The sequence below is a fragment of the uncultured Pontibacter sp. genome (genome assembly GCF_947492645.1).
Classification (GTDB): domain Bacteria; phylum Bacteroidota; class Bacteroidia; order Cytophagales; family Hymenobacteraceae; genus Pontibacter.
Genome location: NZ_CANLMZ010000003.1, coordinates 102,069 through 119,845, shown reverse-complemented (window position 1 = coordinate 119,845; position 17,777 = coordinate 102,069). Strand labels below are relative to the sequence as shown.

The 17,777-nt window shown below is 44.1% G+C and carries 10 protein-coding genes and 1 tRNA gene; 7 read left to right on the top strand and 4 right to left on the bottom strand.

The genetic code is table 11. The features are described from left to right. Positions 1-120: 120 nt before the first annotated feature. The 6 genes from Q1A23_RS03330 (at position 121) to Q1A23_RS03305 (ending at position 9,044) form a co-directional block, all read left to right on the top strand. The gene (locus tag Q1A23_RS03330) at positions 121-1,116 is read left to right on the top strand and encodes a BT4734/BF3469 family protein (protein WP_363322020.1); all 996 of its coding nucleotides are present in this window, start codon (positions 121-123) and stop codon (positions 1,114-1,116) included. Between the two features lie 612 nt (positions 1,117-1,728). Next, positions 1,729-2,295, top strand: coding sequence for a restriction endonuclease subunit S (locus Q1A23_RS03325; RefSeq protein ID WP_299819459.1), 567 nt, complete (start codon positions 1,729-1,731; stop codon positions 2,293-2,295). Between the two features lie 14 nt (positions 2,296-2,309). Further along, positions 2,310-3,839 (top strand): type I restriction-modification system subunit M, encoded by a 1,530-nt coding sequence (locus Q1A23_RS03320; protein WP_299819456.1) that lies wholly within the window; start codon positions 2,310-2,312, stop codon positions 3,837-3,839. A gap of 3 nt (positions 3,840-3,842) precedes the next feature. Continuing rightward, on the top strand, positions 3,843-5,105 hold the full coding sequence (locus tag Q1A23_RS03315) for a restriction endonuclease subunit S (RefSeq protein ID WP_299819454.1): 1,263 nt from the start codon (positions 3,843-3,845) through the stop codon (positions 5,103-5,105). A 4-nt stretch (positions 5,106-5,109) separates the two neighbouring features. Beyond that, entirely contained in the window at positions 5,110-8,349 is a 3,240-nt protein-coding gene (locus tag Q1A23_RS03310) for an HsdR family type I site-specific deoxyribonuclease (protein ID WP_299819451.1), read from the top strand. Then, the gene (locus Q1A23_RS03305; RefSeq protein WP_299819448.1) at positions 8,346-9,044 is read left to right on the top strand and encodes a SprT family zinc-dependent metalloprotease; all 699 of its coding nucleotides are present in this window, start codon (positions 8,346-8,348) and stop codon (positions 9,042-9,044) included. The genes Q1A23_RS03310 and Q1A23_RS03305 overlap by 4 nt, the downstream gene beginning before the upstream one ends. Positions 9,045-9,122: 78 nt before the next feature. Here the strand turns inward: Q1A23_RS03305 and Q1A23_RS03300 are convergent, their stop codons facing one another. From Q1A23_RS03300 to Q1A23_RS03285, 4 genes are all read right to left on the bottom strand, one after another. Further along, positions 9,123-9,419 carry a DUF4325 domain-containing protein gene (locus Q1A23_RS03300; protein ID WP_299819445.1) on the bottom strand — a complete coding sequence of 99 codons (297 nt, stop codon included), beginning with the start codon at positions 9,417-9,419 and terminating at the stop codon, positions 9,123-9,125. Between the two features lie 60 nt (positions 9,420-9,479). Next, complete coding sequence (locus Q1A23_RS03295; protein WP_299819443.1) at positions 9,480-10,391, bottom strand: hypothetical protein; 912 nt, start codon at positions 10,389-10,391, stop codon at positions 9,480-9,482. 257 nt (positions 10,392-10,648) lie between these two features. Beyond that, a tRNA-Ala gene (locus Q1A23_RS03290) sits at positions 10,649-10,722 on the bottom strand. 120 nt (positions 10,723-10,842) lie between these two features. Continuing rightward, a complete protein-coding gene (locus tag Q1A23_RS03285) occupies positions 10,843-14,058 on the bottom strand; it encodes a carboxypeptidase regulatory-like domain-containing protein (protein WP_299819440.1) in 3,216 nt (1,071 codons plus the stop codon). Between the two features lie 1,142 nt (positions 14,059-15,200). On the opposite strand from Q1A23_RS03285, the gene Q1A23_RS03280 reads away from it, so the two are divergent. After that, complete coding sequence (locus Q1A23_RS03280; protein ID WP_299819437.1) at positions 15,201-17,777, top strand: TonB-dependent receptor; 2,577 nt, start codon at positions 15,201-15,203, stop codon at positions 17,775-17,777.

Below are 17,777 nucleotides of genomic sequence, written 5' to 3'. Positions count from 1 at the left end.
AGAGGGGATACACATGGAGAAATGGCTAGCAATACCGTTTCCTGTTTCTTTCTCTAAAGGAAAAGAAACAGGAAACAGCTGCCACAAAGAAAGATTCTTGAGAGAGTTTTGTTTAACATCATGGATAGTGTTCTAAATGTAGAGGTGTCTTGTTTTAAGAACTATGTAACGCCTGGTAACCCGGTCAATATAAACATGCTTACTTGGTTGACATCGGCCCAGCATGCGGCTAGAGTCGAGCAAATCAGAAACCTTGAAAGCAAGGAAAAGCGTCTTGAGCTGAAAGCAGCGCTGCCAGGTATCACGCCCTCTGGTGTGTTCTCCTTTCGCAATGAAAACTGCCTCATTCGGCACTCGGGCCTTGTGCAGCTAGATATTGACCTTAAGGAGAACGGGCATATCGAAAACTATAATCAGTTAAAGGAGGAGATAAGTAAAATCCCGAACGTGGCTTATTGTGGGCACTCTGTATCAGGGACGGGTTTCTGGTGTCTGATACCGATAGCTTTCCCTGACAAGCACCGTGAGCATATCCTGGCTTTGATAGAGGCTTTCGACAAGATATACCATATTAAAGTAGACCCCGCCCCGTCTAATGTTGCGAGCCTGCGCGGTTACAGCTATGATCCTGATGCCTACTTTAACCACCGCGCTATACCGGTGGAGGTTTACTATGAGCCGCAGCGTCCTAATTTCAAGCTTGTTCAACCTGAGGGCAGCCGGGATCGTGCGGCAGCTGAGGTATATATTAGGGAGATCGAGGAAAGAAAGATCGACATCACAGGCGGTTACCATAACTGGCTTGCAATAGGATTTAGCCTTGCCGCGACCTTTGGAGAGGGAGGGAGAGAATACTTTCACCGGGTGAGTCAGTTCCACCCAGAGTACCATCCAGGTCGTACAGACCGTCAATATTCTAACTGCCTAAAACATGGCAACGGTAAAATCAATTTCGGCACATTCATCCACCATTGCCAGCTGGCGGGTATGAAAGTGCCTGAAAACAAAAGAGCGCAACATGCGCAGCAATCACCACACTCACAGGCAGCGTCAAAACAGAATATGCCTGAAAAGCAGGGGACGCGCGCGTTTAACCACGGCGTCAGAACCTCCTAGGGATGGGGCACTAAGTACAAGTGTTCCAACAGACAGAGAGGTTAGCATTGGACTGCCGCCTGAAAAAAGGGAGGCGTAATGGAGGTGATTCACTTTTTCCAAAATGCGGAGTTGCTGTTAGGGCCTATGCAGCTGGACGCAGGCGTTACCATCCAAAATGTACACCAGTTTGTGAACTCCCATTTGCAAGTGATAACCTCAAGCCAACACAAATGGAAATACCGAGAACTGTGTTTGCAACGCTTGCAGCGTTTGCGTAGTTTACTCCTGCCTCCGCTGGTTGCATAAACCGTGATTTGCTGCAATCCAGCCGTTTTTGTATCCGGTAAAAAGAGTTTTCCTTTTGGTTTTTTTAAGATTCCTGCTTGCTGCTATTTATGCTTAGTCTTAATGAATTGCCGGAGGGGTGGGTGGTATAATCGGTTTCCCCTCCCTCTGGTTGGGGCAGCGTGCAAGTGCGCGTGTATAATTTTATTATTTTTTATTTTCTATTTTATTGAGTCACAAATCTTTATGCTACAACCATAAATTTTGTAGATTTTGTACTGAGATATTTAAGTTGCATATATAGAAAACTTAAATACATTTGTAGAGCGATTACTGAAATAAAAAATGTTAGCATTGTTAAAAAATATAGTCACAGTTCACACCGGGGTATATGCCAAGCCAACTATTACGGGGAACGCTATTTACCTGCAGGCAAGTATGCTGACAGCCTCTGGTGCGTTACATGTGGGGATTGTGCCGAATGTGACAATTGAGGAGAATGATAAGCACTTACTGCAGGAGGGGGATGTGCTGTTTGTGGCGAAAGGTGCCGGTAATTCTGCCGTAGTATACAGTTCAGCCTTTGGGCCAGCCATTGCATCATCAACATTTTTAATACTAAAGCCTATGAAAACAAATAACGGGGTGCTACTGCCAGATTACCTAGCGTGGTACCTCAACCATTCGACTACTCAGGCCTACTTAAAATCTCAGGCTAAGGGATCCTCTATGCTCTCCATTTCCAAAAAGACGCTGGAGGAGCTGGAGGTCCCGGTGCCGAGCCTGCAGCGGCAGCAACAGGTGCTCAATATACAGCGGCTGCGCGATAGAGAAAAGTTGCTAACTCAGCGGCTGGAGGCCCTGCGAGAGCAACTTGTTCAAAACCAATTATTAACGGCAGTACAACGATAAAAACGACCTATACAATGGAAAGAAAAATTACACAGCAAGAAATAAATAACATCGTTTGGAAAGCGTGCGACACCTTTCGTGGCGTGATCGATCCGAGTCAGTACAAGGATTATATCCTGACCATGCTCTTTATAAAATATGTAAGTGATGTGCACAAGGATAAGTTCGGCAAATACCTGGAGAAATACGAGGGGGATAAGGAGCGCGCCGAGCGTGCTATGCGCCACGAGCGCTTTGTTGTGCCGGAGCATTGCACGTTTGAGTTTCTGTATGAGCACCGCAACGAGAATAACATCGGGGAGCTTATTAATATTGCCCTGAACGACCTAGAGGAGGCTAACCGTGAGAAACTAGGCGGGGAGGATGGTTCCGGTATATTCCGCAACATCGACTTTAACTCTAGCAACTTGGGTGATGCCAAAGGCAAGAAAACGCGCCTGAAAAACTTGCTGACCGATTTCAGCGATAAAAAGTTGGATCTGCGCCCGTCCCACCTAGACGGCAACGATATTATCGGGGATGCTTACGAATTTTTGATTGCACACTTTGCCTCTGACGCAGGCAAGAAAGCGGGAGAGTTTTATACACCGGGAGAGGTGTCTACGTTAGTGGCCAAACTGACTAAGTCGGCACCGGGTGCCCGTATTAGTGATCCAACCTGTGGCTCCGGCTCATTGTTGATCAAAGCGGGCCGCGAGGTAGGCTCCGATAATTTCTCGCTGTACGGACAGGAGGCCAACGGCAGTACGTGGGCTCTGGCGGTAATGAACATGTTCCTGCACGGGTTCGATAACGCCACGGTGCGCTGGGGGGATACCATTCGCAACCCGAAACTGAAAGAGGGGGACGTGCTGATGAAATTCGATACGGTGGTGGCCAACCCGCCTTTCTCGCTGGACAAGTGGGGCGCAGATGAGGCAGCTGCCGATCCTTATAACCGCTTTTGGCGCGGTGTTCCGCCTGTGAGTAAGGGAGACTGGGCTTTTATTTCGCACATGATTGAGACTACCTATGAGGGCAGGGGTAAAGTCGGTGTAGTGGTACCGCACGGTGTGCTTTTCCGTGGTGCATCTGAGGGGAAAATACGCCAGAAAACAATCGAGGAGAACCTGCTGGAGGCGGTAATAGGATTGCCTGCTAATCTATTCTACGGTACGGGTATTCCTGCCGCTATCCTGATTTTTAACAGGGGTAAAGTAACCGGTAACGTGCTGTTCATCGACGCCAGTCAGCGCTACGAGCCAGGTAAGAACCAGAATAGGTTAGGGGAAAAGGATATCAATGACATTGTTGACACGTACCGCCGCTTTAACAGCGGTGAGCTAACAGCTGGCGTGGTGGTGGAAAAATACGCATACGTGGCCACTATGGCGGAGATCATAGAGAACGAATTCAACCTGAACATCCCACGTTATGTGGACACATTTGAGGAGGAGGAGGCCATCGACGTGCTAGCGGTGCAGCTGGAGATCGAGGTGCTGGAGGAGGAATTGACTGCGGTGCAGCAGGAAATGAAAAGCTATTTGGAGGAATTAAGCCTATAAGCTATGCAGACAAGTTTAGAAATAGAGGAAAAAGAGGGGCTAAAACTAACTAAATACGGTTGGCTACCTGATGATTGGAAATTAATTAGGCTTGCTGATGTAGGTGATTTTAAGAATGGGATTAACAAATCTAAAGATGATTTTGGTCACGGGGTTCCTTTTATAAATCTTTTAGACGTATTTGGGAAATCTGTCATTGAGGCTCAAGATTTTGCACTTGTAAATGCTACTGATAAAGAGCAGGAACTTTATTCTTTGAAAAAGGGAGATGTTTTATTTATAAGGTCCTCAGTAAAACCTGATGGTGTTGGATTAACGTCATTAATTGATTCAGACCTTGCTAATACTGTATATAGTGGTTTTATAATCAGATATCGAACTAATAAAAATGTATTTTATCATGATTTTAAAAAGTACTGTTTTTACGGTGATAAATTCAGGAATCAGCTTTTAATAAGGAGTTCAATTAGTGCAAATACAAACATCAATCAAGAGAGTTTAAGGCAACTATATATTCCTCTACCTCCTCTATCAGAGCAACGTACTATAGCCTCTATCCTTTCTACTTGGGATAAAGGTATTGACAAACTGCAACAATTGATTACCGCCAAACAAAAGCGAAAGAGAGCGCTCATGCAGCAGCTCCTCACCGGTAAGATACGTTTTCAGGAGTTTGTGGAGGAGTGGCAGGAGGTTAGATTAGGAGATGTCCTAAAAGAGCGAATTGAAACAAACCGTTCTGATTTAAAGTTATTGTCAATCACCTCATCAGGAGGTATAGTTGATCGAGATACTCTTGAAAAGAGAGATACCTCTAATGAGGATAAGGGTAAATACAGGAGAATTGCGCCTGGAGACATTGGTTATAATACAATGCGGCTTTGGCAAGGTGTTGCTGCGCTATCAGAACTAGAGGGTATAGTGAGTCCTGCTTACACAATTGTAATTCCACAGGATGCAGTCGAGGCGAGATTTATGTCTTATCTTTTTAAGCTGCCTCAGATGATTCATACCTTTTATCGGCACTCGCAAGGATTGGTAGATGATACTAGAAATTGTAAGTACAATCACTTTGCTAAGATAAAGGTAATACTGCCTAATAAGGCAGAGCAAATTAAGATAGCCTCCGCGCTACAGACAGCCGATAAGGAAATAGAGACACTACAGCAAAAGCTGGATGCTTTGAAACTCCAAAAGAAAGGTTTAATGCAAAAACTGCTTACCGGCCAGGTGCGCGTGAACTTAAAACCAGAACCATTAAGCTAACACTATGGAAACCCCCTCTTTTCTTGAAAACCATATCAGCCAGGTACCGGCGCTGCAGTTCCTGCAAAAAACAGGTTACACCTACCTGACCCCGGACGAGGCCTTGGCCATGCGGGGAGGCAAAACCACCACCGTGCTGCTGGAGGGGGTGTTGCACGAGCAGCTGGAGCGCCTGAACAGCATCACTTACAAAGGCCAAGCCCATGACTTTGCCTATGGTAACATCAAGGCTGGAATTCAGGCCCTAAAGGATGTGCCGATGCAGGACGGGTACATGGCGGCCTGTGAGTACGTGTACAACCTGCTTACGCTGGGCAAGGCGCTGGAGCAAAGCATTGAGGGAGATAAAAAGAGTTATACGCTGCAGTACATCAACTGGCAGAACTGGAGGCAGAACGTGTTTCATGTGACGGAGGAATACAGCGTGATGCGGGCCACCAGCCAAGAGCATTACCGGCCTGACATTGTGCTGTTCGTGAACGGGATTCCGCTCTGCGTGATTGAGTGCAAGCGCTCCGATATGAAAGAGCCGCTGCACCAGGCTATTTCCCAGCACTTGCGCAACCAGCAGGAGGATGGTATCCGCTTGCTGTACGTATACGCTCAGCTCTGCCTGAGCATTGCTACCAACCAAGGTCTGTATGCCACCAATGGCACCAAGGAAAAGTTCTGGGCGCAATGGGAGGAGAAACCTGCTGGAAAAAACAAGCAGGAGCGGGACGCATCGGCTTTGGCCTACCGGCAGGAGCTGCAGCTGTTAAAAAACAAGGCTCTGCTGCCTGAGCAGCGTCAAAAGCTGTTTAGCGGGCACTATGCCTACGTGCGGCAGCATTTCGAGGCATTGGAGCAGGTAGAGGTAATGGTAACCAAGCAGGATGAGCTGCTGCACGGTCTGTGCCGTCCGCAGCGCCTGCTAGATTTGGTGTACAGCTTTATTCTGTTCGACGGGGGCATCAAGAAAGTGGCCCGTTACCAGCAATATTTCGCCATCAAGAAAATTAGCAGACGGGTGCATCACCTGGAGGGCGGCAAGCGGCAGGGCGGAGTTATCTGGCACACGCAGGGTAGTGGCAAATCACTCACGATGGTGATGCTGGCACAGGCCATTGCGATGAACAAAAGTATCACGAATCCAAAGATTGTGCTGGTAACCGACCGTACCGACTTAGATGAACAGATCTCCAACACCTTTAAAAAGTGCAACATGCTGGTGGAGCGTGCTACTACCGGCAAGGATCTGGCGGAAAAGCTGCAGAGTAAAAGCGACGCCGTCGTGACCACCATTATCAACAAGTTTGAGAAAGCGGTAAACAACCTAAAGCAGCCGCTTACCTCTCCGAACATCTTTGTGCTAATAGATGAGGGGCACCGCACCCAGTACGGCACCTTTAACGTGAAAATGCTGCAGGCCCTGCCGAATGCGTGTTTCATCGCCTTTACAGGCACGCCGCTGATGAAAAAGGAAAAGAGCACGGCCAGCAAGTTTGGCGGCATCATCGATGAGTACACCGTGACCAAGGCCGTAGAGGACGGAGCTGTGGTGCCGATCTTATACGAGGGACGCCATGCTTTTCAACAGGTGAACGAGAACGCTATTGATAACTTTTTTCAGATGGTGTCCGAGGATCTGAATGACTACCAGAGAGTCGACCTGAAAAAGAAATTCAGCCGGGCCGATCAGCTGAACCTGGCGGAGCAAAAAATGTACGCCATTGCTTGGGATATAAGCCGCCATTACCGCGACAGCTGGCAAGGCAAAGGCTTTAAGGGGCAGCTGGTGTGTCCCAACAAGATGGCCGCCATCAAATACAAAGAGTATCTCGATGATATCAACATCATCTCCTCAGAGGTGGTGATATCCGGTCCGGATGACCGGGAGGGGGAGGATAGCGCCTACGGCAAATCCGAGGACAGAATCAAGCGGTTCTGGGAAAAGATGATGAATGAACATGGGAGCAAGGAAAAATATGAGCAGAACATCATCAGTCGCTATAAACATCAGGCGGAGCCAGAGATTATTATTGTGGTGGACAAACTTTTAACAGGTTTCGATTCCCCTAACAACACGGTGATGTACATTACCCGCAGCCTAAAAGAGCATAAGCTGCTGCAGGCCATTGCGCGGGTAAACCGTCTGTACCCAGACAAGGACTTTGGCTTTGTAATCGATTACTACGGTATCCTAGGGCAGCTGGACGAGGCGCTGAACACCTATTCCGGCCTAGAGGAGTTTGACGAGGAGGAGCTAGCAGGCACCCTCACCAACATCATAGAGGAGGTGAAAAAGCTGCCGCAGCGGCACTCTGAACTATGGGACCTCTTTAAGGCGGTGCCGAACAAGCGCGATGCTGAGGCCTATGAGGAGTTGCTGCGGGACGAGGCGCTGCGCAATACGTTCTATGACAAGCTATCTGTTTTCGCGCGCACCCTAAAAGTAGCCTTGTCCTCCTTAGAATTTGTGACCAAAACAGACCCAAAGCAGGTGGACCGGTATAAGCAGGACGCTGCTTTTTTCCTTAATCTGCGTGCCTCCGTGACACAGCGTTACTCTGACACCGTGGACTTTAAGCAGTACGAGGGTCAGATTCAGAAACTTATTGACAAGCACATCCAGACCGACAGGGTAGAGACGGTGGTGGAGCTGGTGAATATCTTTGACAGGGAGAAATTCGAGCTGGAGGTAGAGAAAGCCGTTGGAGATGCCGCCAAGGCAGACCGCATTGCCTCCCGCACAGCCAAGCACATTGCCGAAAAGATGGGGGAGGACCCCGCCTTTTACATGAAATTCTCCGAGATGCTAAAGGAGACTATACGCGAGTACGAGGAAAAACGAATCTCCGAGGCAGAATACCTGAGACGCGCCCAGGAGATGATGGAGGCCGTGCTGTCGCGTACAGACAACGATATTCCGGAGCTGTTGCGGGACAAGGAGGTGGCCAGGGCATACTTTGGTCTGTGCCATGAGTCGTTGGCGGAAAAGATTGAGGAACAGGTAAAGCGGCTGAATGTGTCGGTGGCAACCGCCCTTGTGGTGGATTGCATCATCAACGAGAATGTTCTGGACAATGGGATGCCGAGAGTGGACTGGCATAAAAATAAAGACCTTACAGGTAAGATTACTATTGACATCGGGGATTACTTGATAGACGAGGTGCGGGACAAGCAAGGCGTTCCGCTGTCCTATGGGGAGATGGACGCCATCGCTGAAAAGTGTATAGAGGTAGCAAAGAAAAGGTACAAGTGATCAAAGACAGCATAGAATTTGGCTCTGAGACAATAGATTTTCAGCTTATTTACAGCGATCGCAAAAGCCTGGGGATTACCGTGACGCCGGAGATGGAGGTGGTGGTAAAAGCCCCGGTTGATGCCGCCCTTGATAAAATTAAGCAAAAGCTGCGTGACAAAGCCCCGTGGATACTGCGGCAGCAGCGTTTCTTTCTCTCTTTTTATCCTAAAGCCACTCCGAAAAGATTTGTGGGCGGAGAAACGCATCTGTACTTAGGCAGGCAGTACAGGCTCAAGGTAAAAGAGGGGGATACAAACGAGGTCAAGCTGAAAGGTAGATTCATCGAGGTGACTTGCTCGGACAAGGAAAAAGTGGAGGGGTTGTTGAAAAAGTGGTACTTGGAGCATGCCCGTATTAGGTTTAAGCAGTATGCGGCCCCTTGGATTGAACGCTTTCAGCACTACAAGGTAGCTCCCTCCAATTTGGTATTACGAGAAATGCCTACCCGCTGGGGCAGCTGTACACCCAAAGGCAAAATCATTCTCAATCCCGAACTTATCAAAGCCCCTAAAGGCTGTATAGAGTATGTGATTGTACATGAGCTGTGTCATCTGGTACATCACGACCATACGCAAAAGTTTATCGACCTGCAGGAAAAGGAAATGCCGGAATGGGAGAAATGGAAAATGCGGTTGGAGATGTTGCTGGCATAGGAGGTTATCTTATTCTTGAGTGTTAATAAAAAAAGGCTACCTAATTGGTAGCCTTTTTCTGTAAATATTTCTAGCTGCTTATCTTGAATAAGAGCTTACTGTTTCAAAATAGTTCTTGATCTGTAATGCCTGTGACGGTTTAAAGTCAACCAATCGCAGTTGCTTTTTTACAGTTTCTATGCCGAACTCCTCTACTAACTCACCGAATGATGAGTTCATAAAAGACGATGACATTGGAGTTGTGCCCGCTAAAGAAAGTTTTACAATAGCTCCAGACTTAAAAGCATTGGAAATAGCCAAGTATAATCCAACTGCCTCAGTATTGGTTGAGGTTCCAGTCACACAGTCCATCAATTTAATTGTGCGTGTGTTCATATCCGGGTTTGCCTTAATAATGTTTATAATTCGTTGAATGTAATAAATATAACAGCAGAATCAAAAAATAAATTCAGCATCATCAATTATCTCCTCTGACTGAGGTAAGTACTGAGTCTTAAGATTTACATTAATTAACGTGCCAGAGAAACTTTTGTTCGTAACATAGAATTCAGAGCCCTTTGAGCATGCATGGTTAAGGCATGCATGATTAGAGTAAACGTGTAAATCCCCTCTTAGACTCTCTACGTTAGACATCAGATTGGGTAAGCCCAAACCTTTGTTTTGAGGGGTAGATTTCGAGGAGAAATGGAGAGTAAATGCCTGCTCTAAAGCTTTATCCTCTTTCAATTTCTCATAACCATTTGCGGCTAAATAATTATTTATTTTCGTGGGAATGCCCAACCCAAAATCACAAACGGCTGTTACAATCTCCCCGTTTCCCCTTTGTGGGTAGTACTGTGTCAGCACATAACCGTCAACCGGAGAATCTGCGTGGTTAAAAATGTTATTAAAGACCTCTTTCAGCGAAATACTCAGAGCAACTAAATCTTTTTCTCCTGAAAAATAATTTTGCTCAAAGTACTGCTGAGCCTGATTAGCATAGCTATCGATCATTTCCTCGCTTACTTTCCATAAGCAAAGAGTGGTGCTGATTTTGCCTCTGGTAAAGTTATTCCTGTTAAACCCAGGGTTCCAGTACTCGCAAAACTTAATATCATCAAGGTACTTGTTGAACTTAGTGTTGTATGAGGGATTAAACTTAATCGTGATCCCTGCTAAATGATACTCCTCAATTAAACACGCAAGGGAAACAAGGTGGTGAGGCTCCATGAAAGAGGTTCTGGAAAAGTCTATCGCTAAAGTACCAATTGGCTCAGAATTAGTAGATAGCCTGTTTTTCTGCAGAAACTCTCCCCAGATGTTATATCCCCTATTTACTATAACAAGTATAGTGTGAACCTTATCCATATTTCTCAATGAGGGTACAAAGGTACTTGTTTTATAGCCATTCACAAACTTGTTCTCTATAATGGGCTAAGGTGATATTTCGTTGCGAATTGTTATTGTGCCTGCATTTATATCTTTCAGACTATCTAATTTGTAAATAGATAAAGTGCTTTCAGAAAGACAACACTAGCGGAGTTGCTTGAGTAAGTTGTGTGCAAATTGTGTGCACATAAAAAAAGCACTTACCAGTTTTACCTTATAAGTGCTTGATTATCAAGTGGAGAATATCGGAGTCGAACCGATGACCTCTTGCATGCCATGCAAGCGCTCTAGCCAGCTGAGCTAATCCCCCGGATTATGTTCACAAAAATAGGTTATTTTTATTAAATGCAAAATATACTGAGTATAAAATATCATACTTAAAAAGGGGCAGCGAAAGCTGCCCCTTTTTAAGTATGAACTAAGTGTTTGCTTAGTTAAAGATGTAACGTACTCCGAACTGAGCTCTCCATCTAGAAGATAAATCAGAAGAAGTGTAGATTTTACCCTCAGAAGTTTGACCAGCACCTGTGTAGTTAAATGTAGGACGAGTTGCTGTTGCGTCTGCTGCATTTACTTTCTCAAGACCAGTAAATCTTACTAACTCGAAAGTTTGGTTTGATACAAAGTACTGACGTCCCCAATCTTTGTTAAGCAAGTTACCAACGTTCATGATGTCGAATGATAACTGCAGTTTGTTTGAGCTATTTCCGATCTGAAGACCAAGATCCTGAAGGATTCTTACGTCAAACTGGTGCTGGAACGGCAATTTGTAACCGTTACGCTCTGCATACTGACCTCTTCTTGAGCTTAAGTAGTCGTCACCTTCGATGTAAGAGTTAAGTGCAGTCCACTGCTGGTCAGCAGTTGTTGTAACTACTCCTTTGTTATCCTTAATATCAACCAGGTTGATTTCAGAACGATCTCTTGGGATATAAACAAGGTCATTGTTTGTACCGTCGTTGTTCAAGTCACCGCTGTAGATTAGAGATACTGGCTGGCCAGTCTGGCCGCTATAGAATACAGAGATCTGAGTAGCTAAGTTGTTAAGGTATTCTTTCTTGTAAGATAGATATCCTGATACTCTGTGACGAAGGTCAAAGTTAGCGTAAGTCTCTACTTTAGCATTCGGGCCGTTAACGTTGTTCAGGTATCTCCAGTTAGAGTAAGCTGTGCTTGATGTACCAGAGTTAAGGTCTTTTGATTGACCGTAAGTATAAGCTACTGAACCAGCAAAACCATTTTCAAACTGTTTCTGTAACTGAGCAACCAAGTTGTAAGAGTATCCTTTGTTTGAGTTCTCAAGAAGGATGATCTCGTTGAAGTTACCGTTAGAACGGCCGCTGTTGAATCTTGGTCTCTGGTCTGGGCCAGCAAAAGTGAAGTTAGGGTCAACTTGTCTGTTCAGGTTAGTGAACGTAACGTTGTTAAGGCCTTTGCTGTAGATTGCCTCAACTGAAGCTACTAAACCCCAAGGAAGCTGCTTGTCGATACCAATGTTTGTTCTGAATGTCTGTGGGAATTTGAAATCCTTAGACGTGATGTTGATATCACCTAAACCTGCTGTTCTGTTGTAAGTTTCTGCAGTTGGCTGGTTAAAGGGATCAGCCTGGAATCTAACACCAGTTGGGCTAGAGATAGGAGCTGAACTCGAGTTGCTGTTACCTAACTGGAAGGTACCGTTAAGTGTACCGTTGTTAGAATACTGGTTAGATACCCATACGAAAGGAACTCTACCTGTGAAGATACCAGTACCACCACGTACTTTCAAGCTGTTATCACCTAGCACATCCCAGTTAAAACCAAGTCTTGGCGAGAATAACACTCTTGACTTTGGAAGCTGGTCTGTAGATAAACCCTGGTTTGCATAAGCAGTACCAAAAGCTTCGTTATAAGCAGGAGTGTCGTTGAAGATAGGAAGATCAGCTCTCAAACCTAATGTAACGTTTAATCTGTCTGTAGCCTGGATCTCGTCTTGAGCATAAAGGCCAAGCTGCATAGCTTTGAACTCACCAGCACCTTTTGTCTGTAAAGCACCATCGTTAGCAAATGAGTAACCAATCTGATAGTAGCTAGGAGCTTTTTCTTCAGGAGTTCCGATAGCTTCGAAAGCCTCTAATGAGTTGTAAACGTAGTTACCGAAAATGTTTTGAACGAATAAGTTATAGAAGCTATAGAATTCGTTGTGTGTACCAATTGTAAACGTGTGCTTGCCTTTAAAAATGCTAAAGTTGTTTGTAAGCGAGAAGATATCCTGGTTCAGTTCGTTAGCAACTGAAGAGTTCTCGCTACCAAGCGTCACGTTTGTGTTATTGCTTAGGTTGTTGATTCTGATTGTTGGGAAAGGATTACCCATTGGCTCGCGGTCGTCTCTTACTGTTGTGTAACCAAGTAGTAAGTTGTTAGCGAATTTGCCACCGAAGTTACTGTTCAATTCTACACCAGTAGAGTTAGTAGTGCTTGGGAAGTATACGCCGTTGTTTGCGAATCTCAGGTAGTTATTACCTCTGCCGTTGCTGTAGCTTTCGCCGTAAGTATAGCTGTGTCTAACAGTCAACTTGTGAATTTTGTTGATGTTCCAGTCAATCTTGGCTAAGAACTTGTTTGAGTTAGTCTCATTATCTAAAGCGCCGTAACCACCTAAATCGTAGCCAGGAGCAATTCTGTTTACTGTATTAATGATTCTTGTAAGCTCGTCCAGGTTAATTCTTGAACCAGAACCATCAATAGTTGGGTCAAAAGCGATTGGAGAGATGTTTCTAGTAATTTCACCGTTAACAAAGAAAAACAATTTGTCTTTCAGTATTGGGCCACCTACTCTAAATCCAGTCTGATAGTCTTTGTATTCAGGGTATTTTGCATTTACATCAGAGTTAGGGTTGTTACGGCCTACTAAGTCCTGGTTGTTGCCAAAGTAATAAGCAGAACCCTGGAATCTGTTTGTACCGCTTCTGGTAACAGCGTTGATACCGCCACCTGTGAAACCACCTTGTCTAACATCGTAAGGTGCAATGTTTACCTGGAATTCTTCGATAGCATCCAATGATACTGGCTGGATTCCAGTTTGGCCACCGTTAGTGCCTGAGCCAGAAAGACCGAACACGTCATTGTTGATGATACCATCAATTGCAAACTGGTTGTAGCGGTTGTTGCTACCTGCAAACTGCGTACCGTTACCGCTTGTGTTAGCTAAAGGAGATAAGCGCGTGAAATCGCTGATGCTTCTGCTAATAGTTGGTAAAGACTCGATAGTTTCTCTTGAAACGTTTGTAGCAGCACCAGTTTTCTCAGCATTGATCAATGCATCTTTTTTGCCACTTACTACTACTTCGTTAAGCACCTGCGTGTTGTCAGCAAGCTTAACATCAATCTTAAGCGACTGACCAAGTGTAAGGTTTAAATTTTGTAAAGTAGATTCTTTAAAACCTAAGTAAGATACTCTCACAGTATATGGGCCACCTACACGCATGTTAGGCAAGTTATACCTTCCATCTGCCTGCGTTGACGTACCATACTGTGTTCCGGATGGAGTGTGGATTGCTACAACGGTAGCTCCAGGTAAACCTTCACCTTTTAAATCTGTGACGATACCTGTCATTGAAGAGGTAGTTACCCCCTGCGCCCAGCTATACTGTACAGACAGTATCATGGCTAAGGCTAGACATAATGCACTATAAAAGTTTTTCATAAATGGGTTGATTGATTTTGGCGCAAATGTAATCTTACTTATCCAATTTTCAAGCTATGCTATGTTATTTATTTGTAAACAGCTACTTAGTATTCGGGTAAGCAAATATTCAGACTTTATAATATCAGAAGAAGGCCTCTATAAAGCTTTATAACAGGGTGTTGTAACATCAAACTAATTTTTAAGTTTTGAATCTGACATCATGGTTGAGTCTCAATATTTGCTCTGTTAGTTGATGTCAGTTGCCTATGCGAATGTTGAAATGTTAAAGTGCAATTATCGAAATTGGTTTAGTCTAGTTAAAGATACACTAGCCTGAATTTATACTAGGAAAGCGGGTGCTTTTAGTGCTTTGATATAATTGTGATTAAAACCAGTCTCTTAATGGCAAGGCTAATGTGTTTTCAATTACTGCAGTAAAAACAGAGTATTAGAGAATTAAATAAGCAGTTAGTGGTGGCAGAGGGTAAGTTATTGGTAATGTGAGAGGTTTGTGTAGTTTATAAGTTTGGGCTTGCATTGCTTTCGTATATGATAGGCTTCAAGAATGAGGAAGGTGAGATAAGGGTGTAGAATTTTTTGATTTGTATTTTAATTAACAATGGTTTCAGTATATGATGAATTTTGTGAAAAAAAATCCGCTTATTCCGTTGTTTTTATTGCAGGATAAGAGGGGTGTTTTCATATATAGATTTTGATATCTATTTGAAAAATCATATTATGGTATGTTTTATATGATGTTGCCTTTATACTCTATTTTATATAAAAATGACTGTTTATAGAGTTTAAAAGCATATTTGTAAGTAACTAAGCCTGCATCCTCTATGATTGCACTTAGTTAATATAGTCAAATAAAATGTTTAAACTGTGAATTTAGTTAAAATTGGATTTATTTTATAGCGTGAAATAAGGTGGATTGAGGGGTTTGTTTTGTAAATGATTGATAATTATAGTATGTGTGAATAATTTGATGCCTATGCAAGATAAATTTAGTTAAATTTAGTAATGTTAAATTTGTGTTTTTTTTAATAAGTATAGTTGCTGTTTACCTTTCAAGGATAGTATCTTCGCCTCAAAATCAACCAACCACTAATATTTATAAGATGAAGTACAATTTACTCAGTCTTGTTATGCTGGCGCTATTTATTAGCTTGGCACCAACAGATTTGTTTGCGCAAGGCACAGTAAAAGGTAAAGTTGTAGATGCAACTACAAAAGAGCCTTTACCAGGTGCAACAGTAATTCTTAAAGGAACAAACCACGCTGTTCCTGCTTCTGCGGATGGTACCTTCACCATCAAAATTGATGATGCTGCCGCATCTGCCTTATTAGTTAATTACATAGGGTATGTACAGAAAGAGGTTTCGATTGCCGGGTTAAACGGCGACAAAAACCTTGGAACCATTCTTATGGCAGCAAATGCTACGTCTATCAACGAAGTGCTTATTACAACAAACAGCTATGCAATTGATAGAGAGACACCAGTAGCTATGTCTACTATCACTAGCGAGGTTATTACCGCAAAGGCAAGTAACCAGGAGTTTCCTGAGTTATTAAAATCCACTCCAGGTGTATATGCAACCAAGCAAGGTGGTGGCTTCGGTGACTCAAGAATCAACGTTAGAGGTTTTAACAACGTGAACGTGGCTGTTATGATAAACGGCGTGCCTGTAAACGACATGGAGAACGGAAACGTTTACTGGTCTAACTGGGCTGGTTTAACTGATGTGACCAAGTCTATGCAGGTGCAAAGAGGCCTTGGAGCTTCTAAAGTGGCTGTGCCTTCTGTGGGTGGTACAATCAACATCATGACCAGAACTACAGATGCTGTGCAAGGCGGATCTGCTTATTATGGTATTGGTAACAACGGCTACAGCAAAATGGCTTTCTCTTATTCTACAGGTTTAACCGAGAACGGATGGGCTTTTTCAGCGGCCGGTTCTAAAACTGAAGGTAACGGATGGGCTGAAGGATTACAATTCGAAGCTTACAACTACTTCTTTAACGTTTCAAAGCTAATCAACGATAAGCATACTATCTCTTTAACTGGCTTCGGTGCTCCGCAGCGTCATGGCCAGAGACAAAACCAGCGCTCTATCGAGTTCTTTAGAAATGCGCCACAAGGCACAAAGTATAACGGTGACTATGGCTACCTGAATGGCGAGGTTGTTAACGTAGAAGACAACTTTTACCACAAGCCGCAGTTCTCATTAAACCACTACTGGACAATTGACGAGACTTCTTTCCTTTCTACTGCTGTTTATGCCTCAATAGGTACTGGCGGTGGCGGTGCATTTACAGGTACGCTTACAAGAACAGGTAACGAATATTCTCCATATGACCTGGATGCAGCAGTTGATGCAAACCTTAACTCAGCTGACGGTAGCGCTCAAACTTTCCTGAGAGCATCCCGAAACGACCATAACTGGTATGGCGCCCTTTCTACGTACCAGAAAAGCATTACCAGCAAAATAGACTTACTGGCTGGTTTAGACCTTAGATACTACAAAGGAAAGCACTTTACCGAAGTTACTGATTTGCTTGGCGCTGATTATGTGTTAAACAAAAGCAACGTAAACAACCCTAACAGCAAAGCCGGAGTTGGCGACAAGATTAGCTACTACAATGATGGTGTTGTGCTTTGGGAAGGCGGTTTCTTGCAAGGTGAGTATAAGTCAGGTCCTCTTTCTTCCTTCGTTTCGCTTGCAGCCTCTAACACATCGTACAAAAGAATCGACTACTTCCAGTATGATGACAACGATCCGATGCAGGAAACTGATTTCCAGAACTTCTTCGGGTACCAGGCAAAAGGTGGTGCTAACTACAACCTGAACGAGAACCACAATGTGTTCGCTAACTTAGGTTACTTCGAAAAAGCTCCATTCTTCAACGCGGTGTTTCTAAACAACCAGAACGTAGTTAATGCCGATGCTCAAAACGAGAAAATTCTTAGTTATGAGTTAGGTTACGGTTTCAGAAGCTCAATAATTTCAGCAAACGTTAACTTATACAGAACAACCTGGAAAGACAGATCATTTACAAGATCTTATAACGCGGTTACTGCTGATGGCGGTACAGAAGTTTTCTTTGCTAACTTATTAGGAGTGGATGCCCTGCACCAGGGTGTTGAGGTAGACTTTAACTACCAACCAACTGCTAAGTTCAACATGACAGGTATGGTTTCTTTGGGTGACTGGAGATGGCAAAACAACATTGATGCGGTAACAGTATTCAACGAGGACAGATCAGTATCAAGAACTGTAGGTCCTATATACATGGCAGATGTTAAAGTAGGTGATGCCGCACAAACAACGGCTGCATTAGGCTTTAGCTATAAAGTAACGGATGATTTCAAGATTGGTGCAGATTATAACTACTATACAAACCTGTACGCGTCTTTCGATCCAACATCACTAACAGAAATGGGCCAGTCGGTGTGGGAAGTTCCTGATTATTCACTATTTGATGTAAACGCTGCTTTCAACTTCAAGATAGGTACAGTTGGTGCTTCGCTTTTTGCTAACGTAAATAACGTTTTCAATACAGAATATGTGTCTGATGCATCAGCATTCTTTGTTCGTGACGAAGCAACCGGAAATCGTGTAAGTAATGCCGGCAACTCAAACGTATTTTACGGCATTGGCAGAACTTGGACAACAGGTTTAAAAATCAATTTCTAA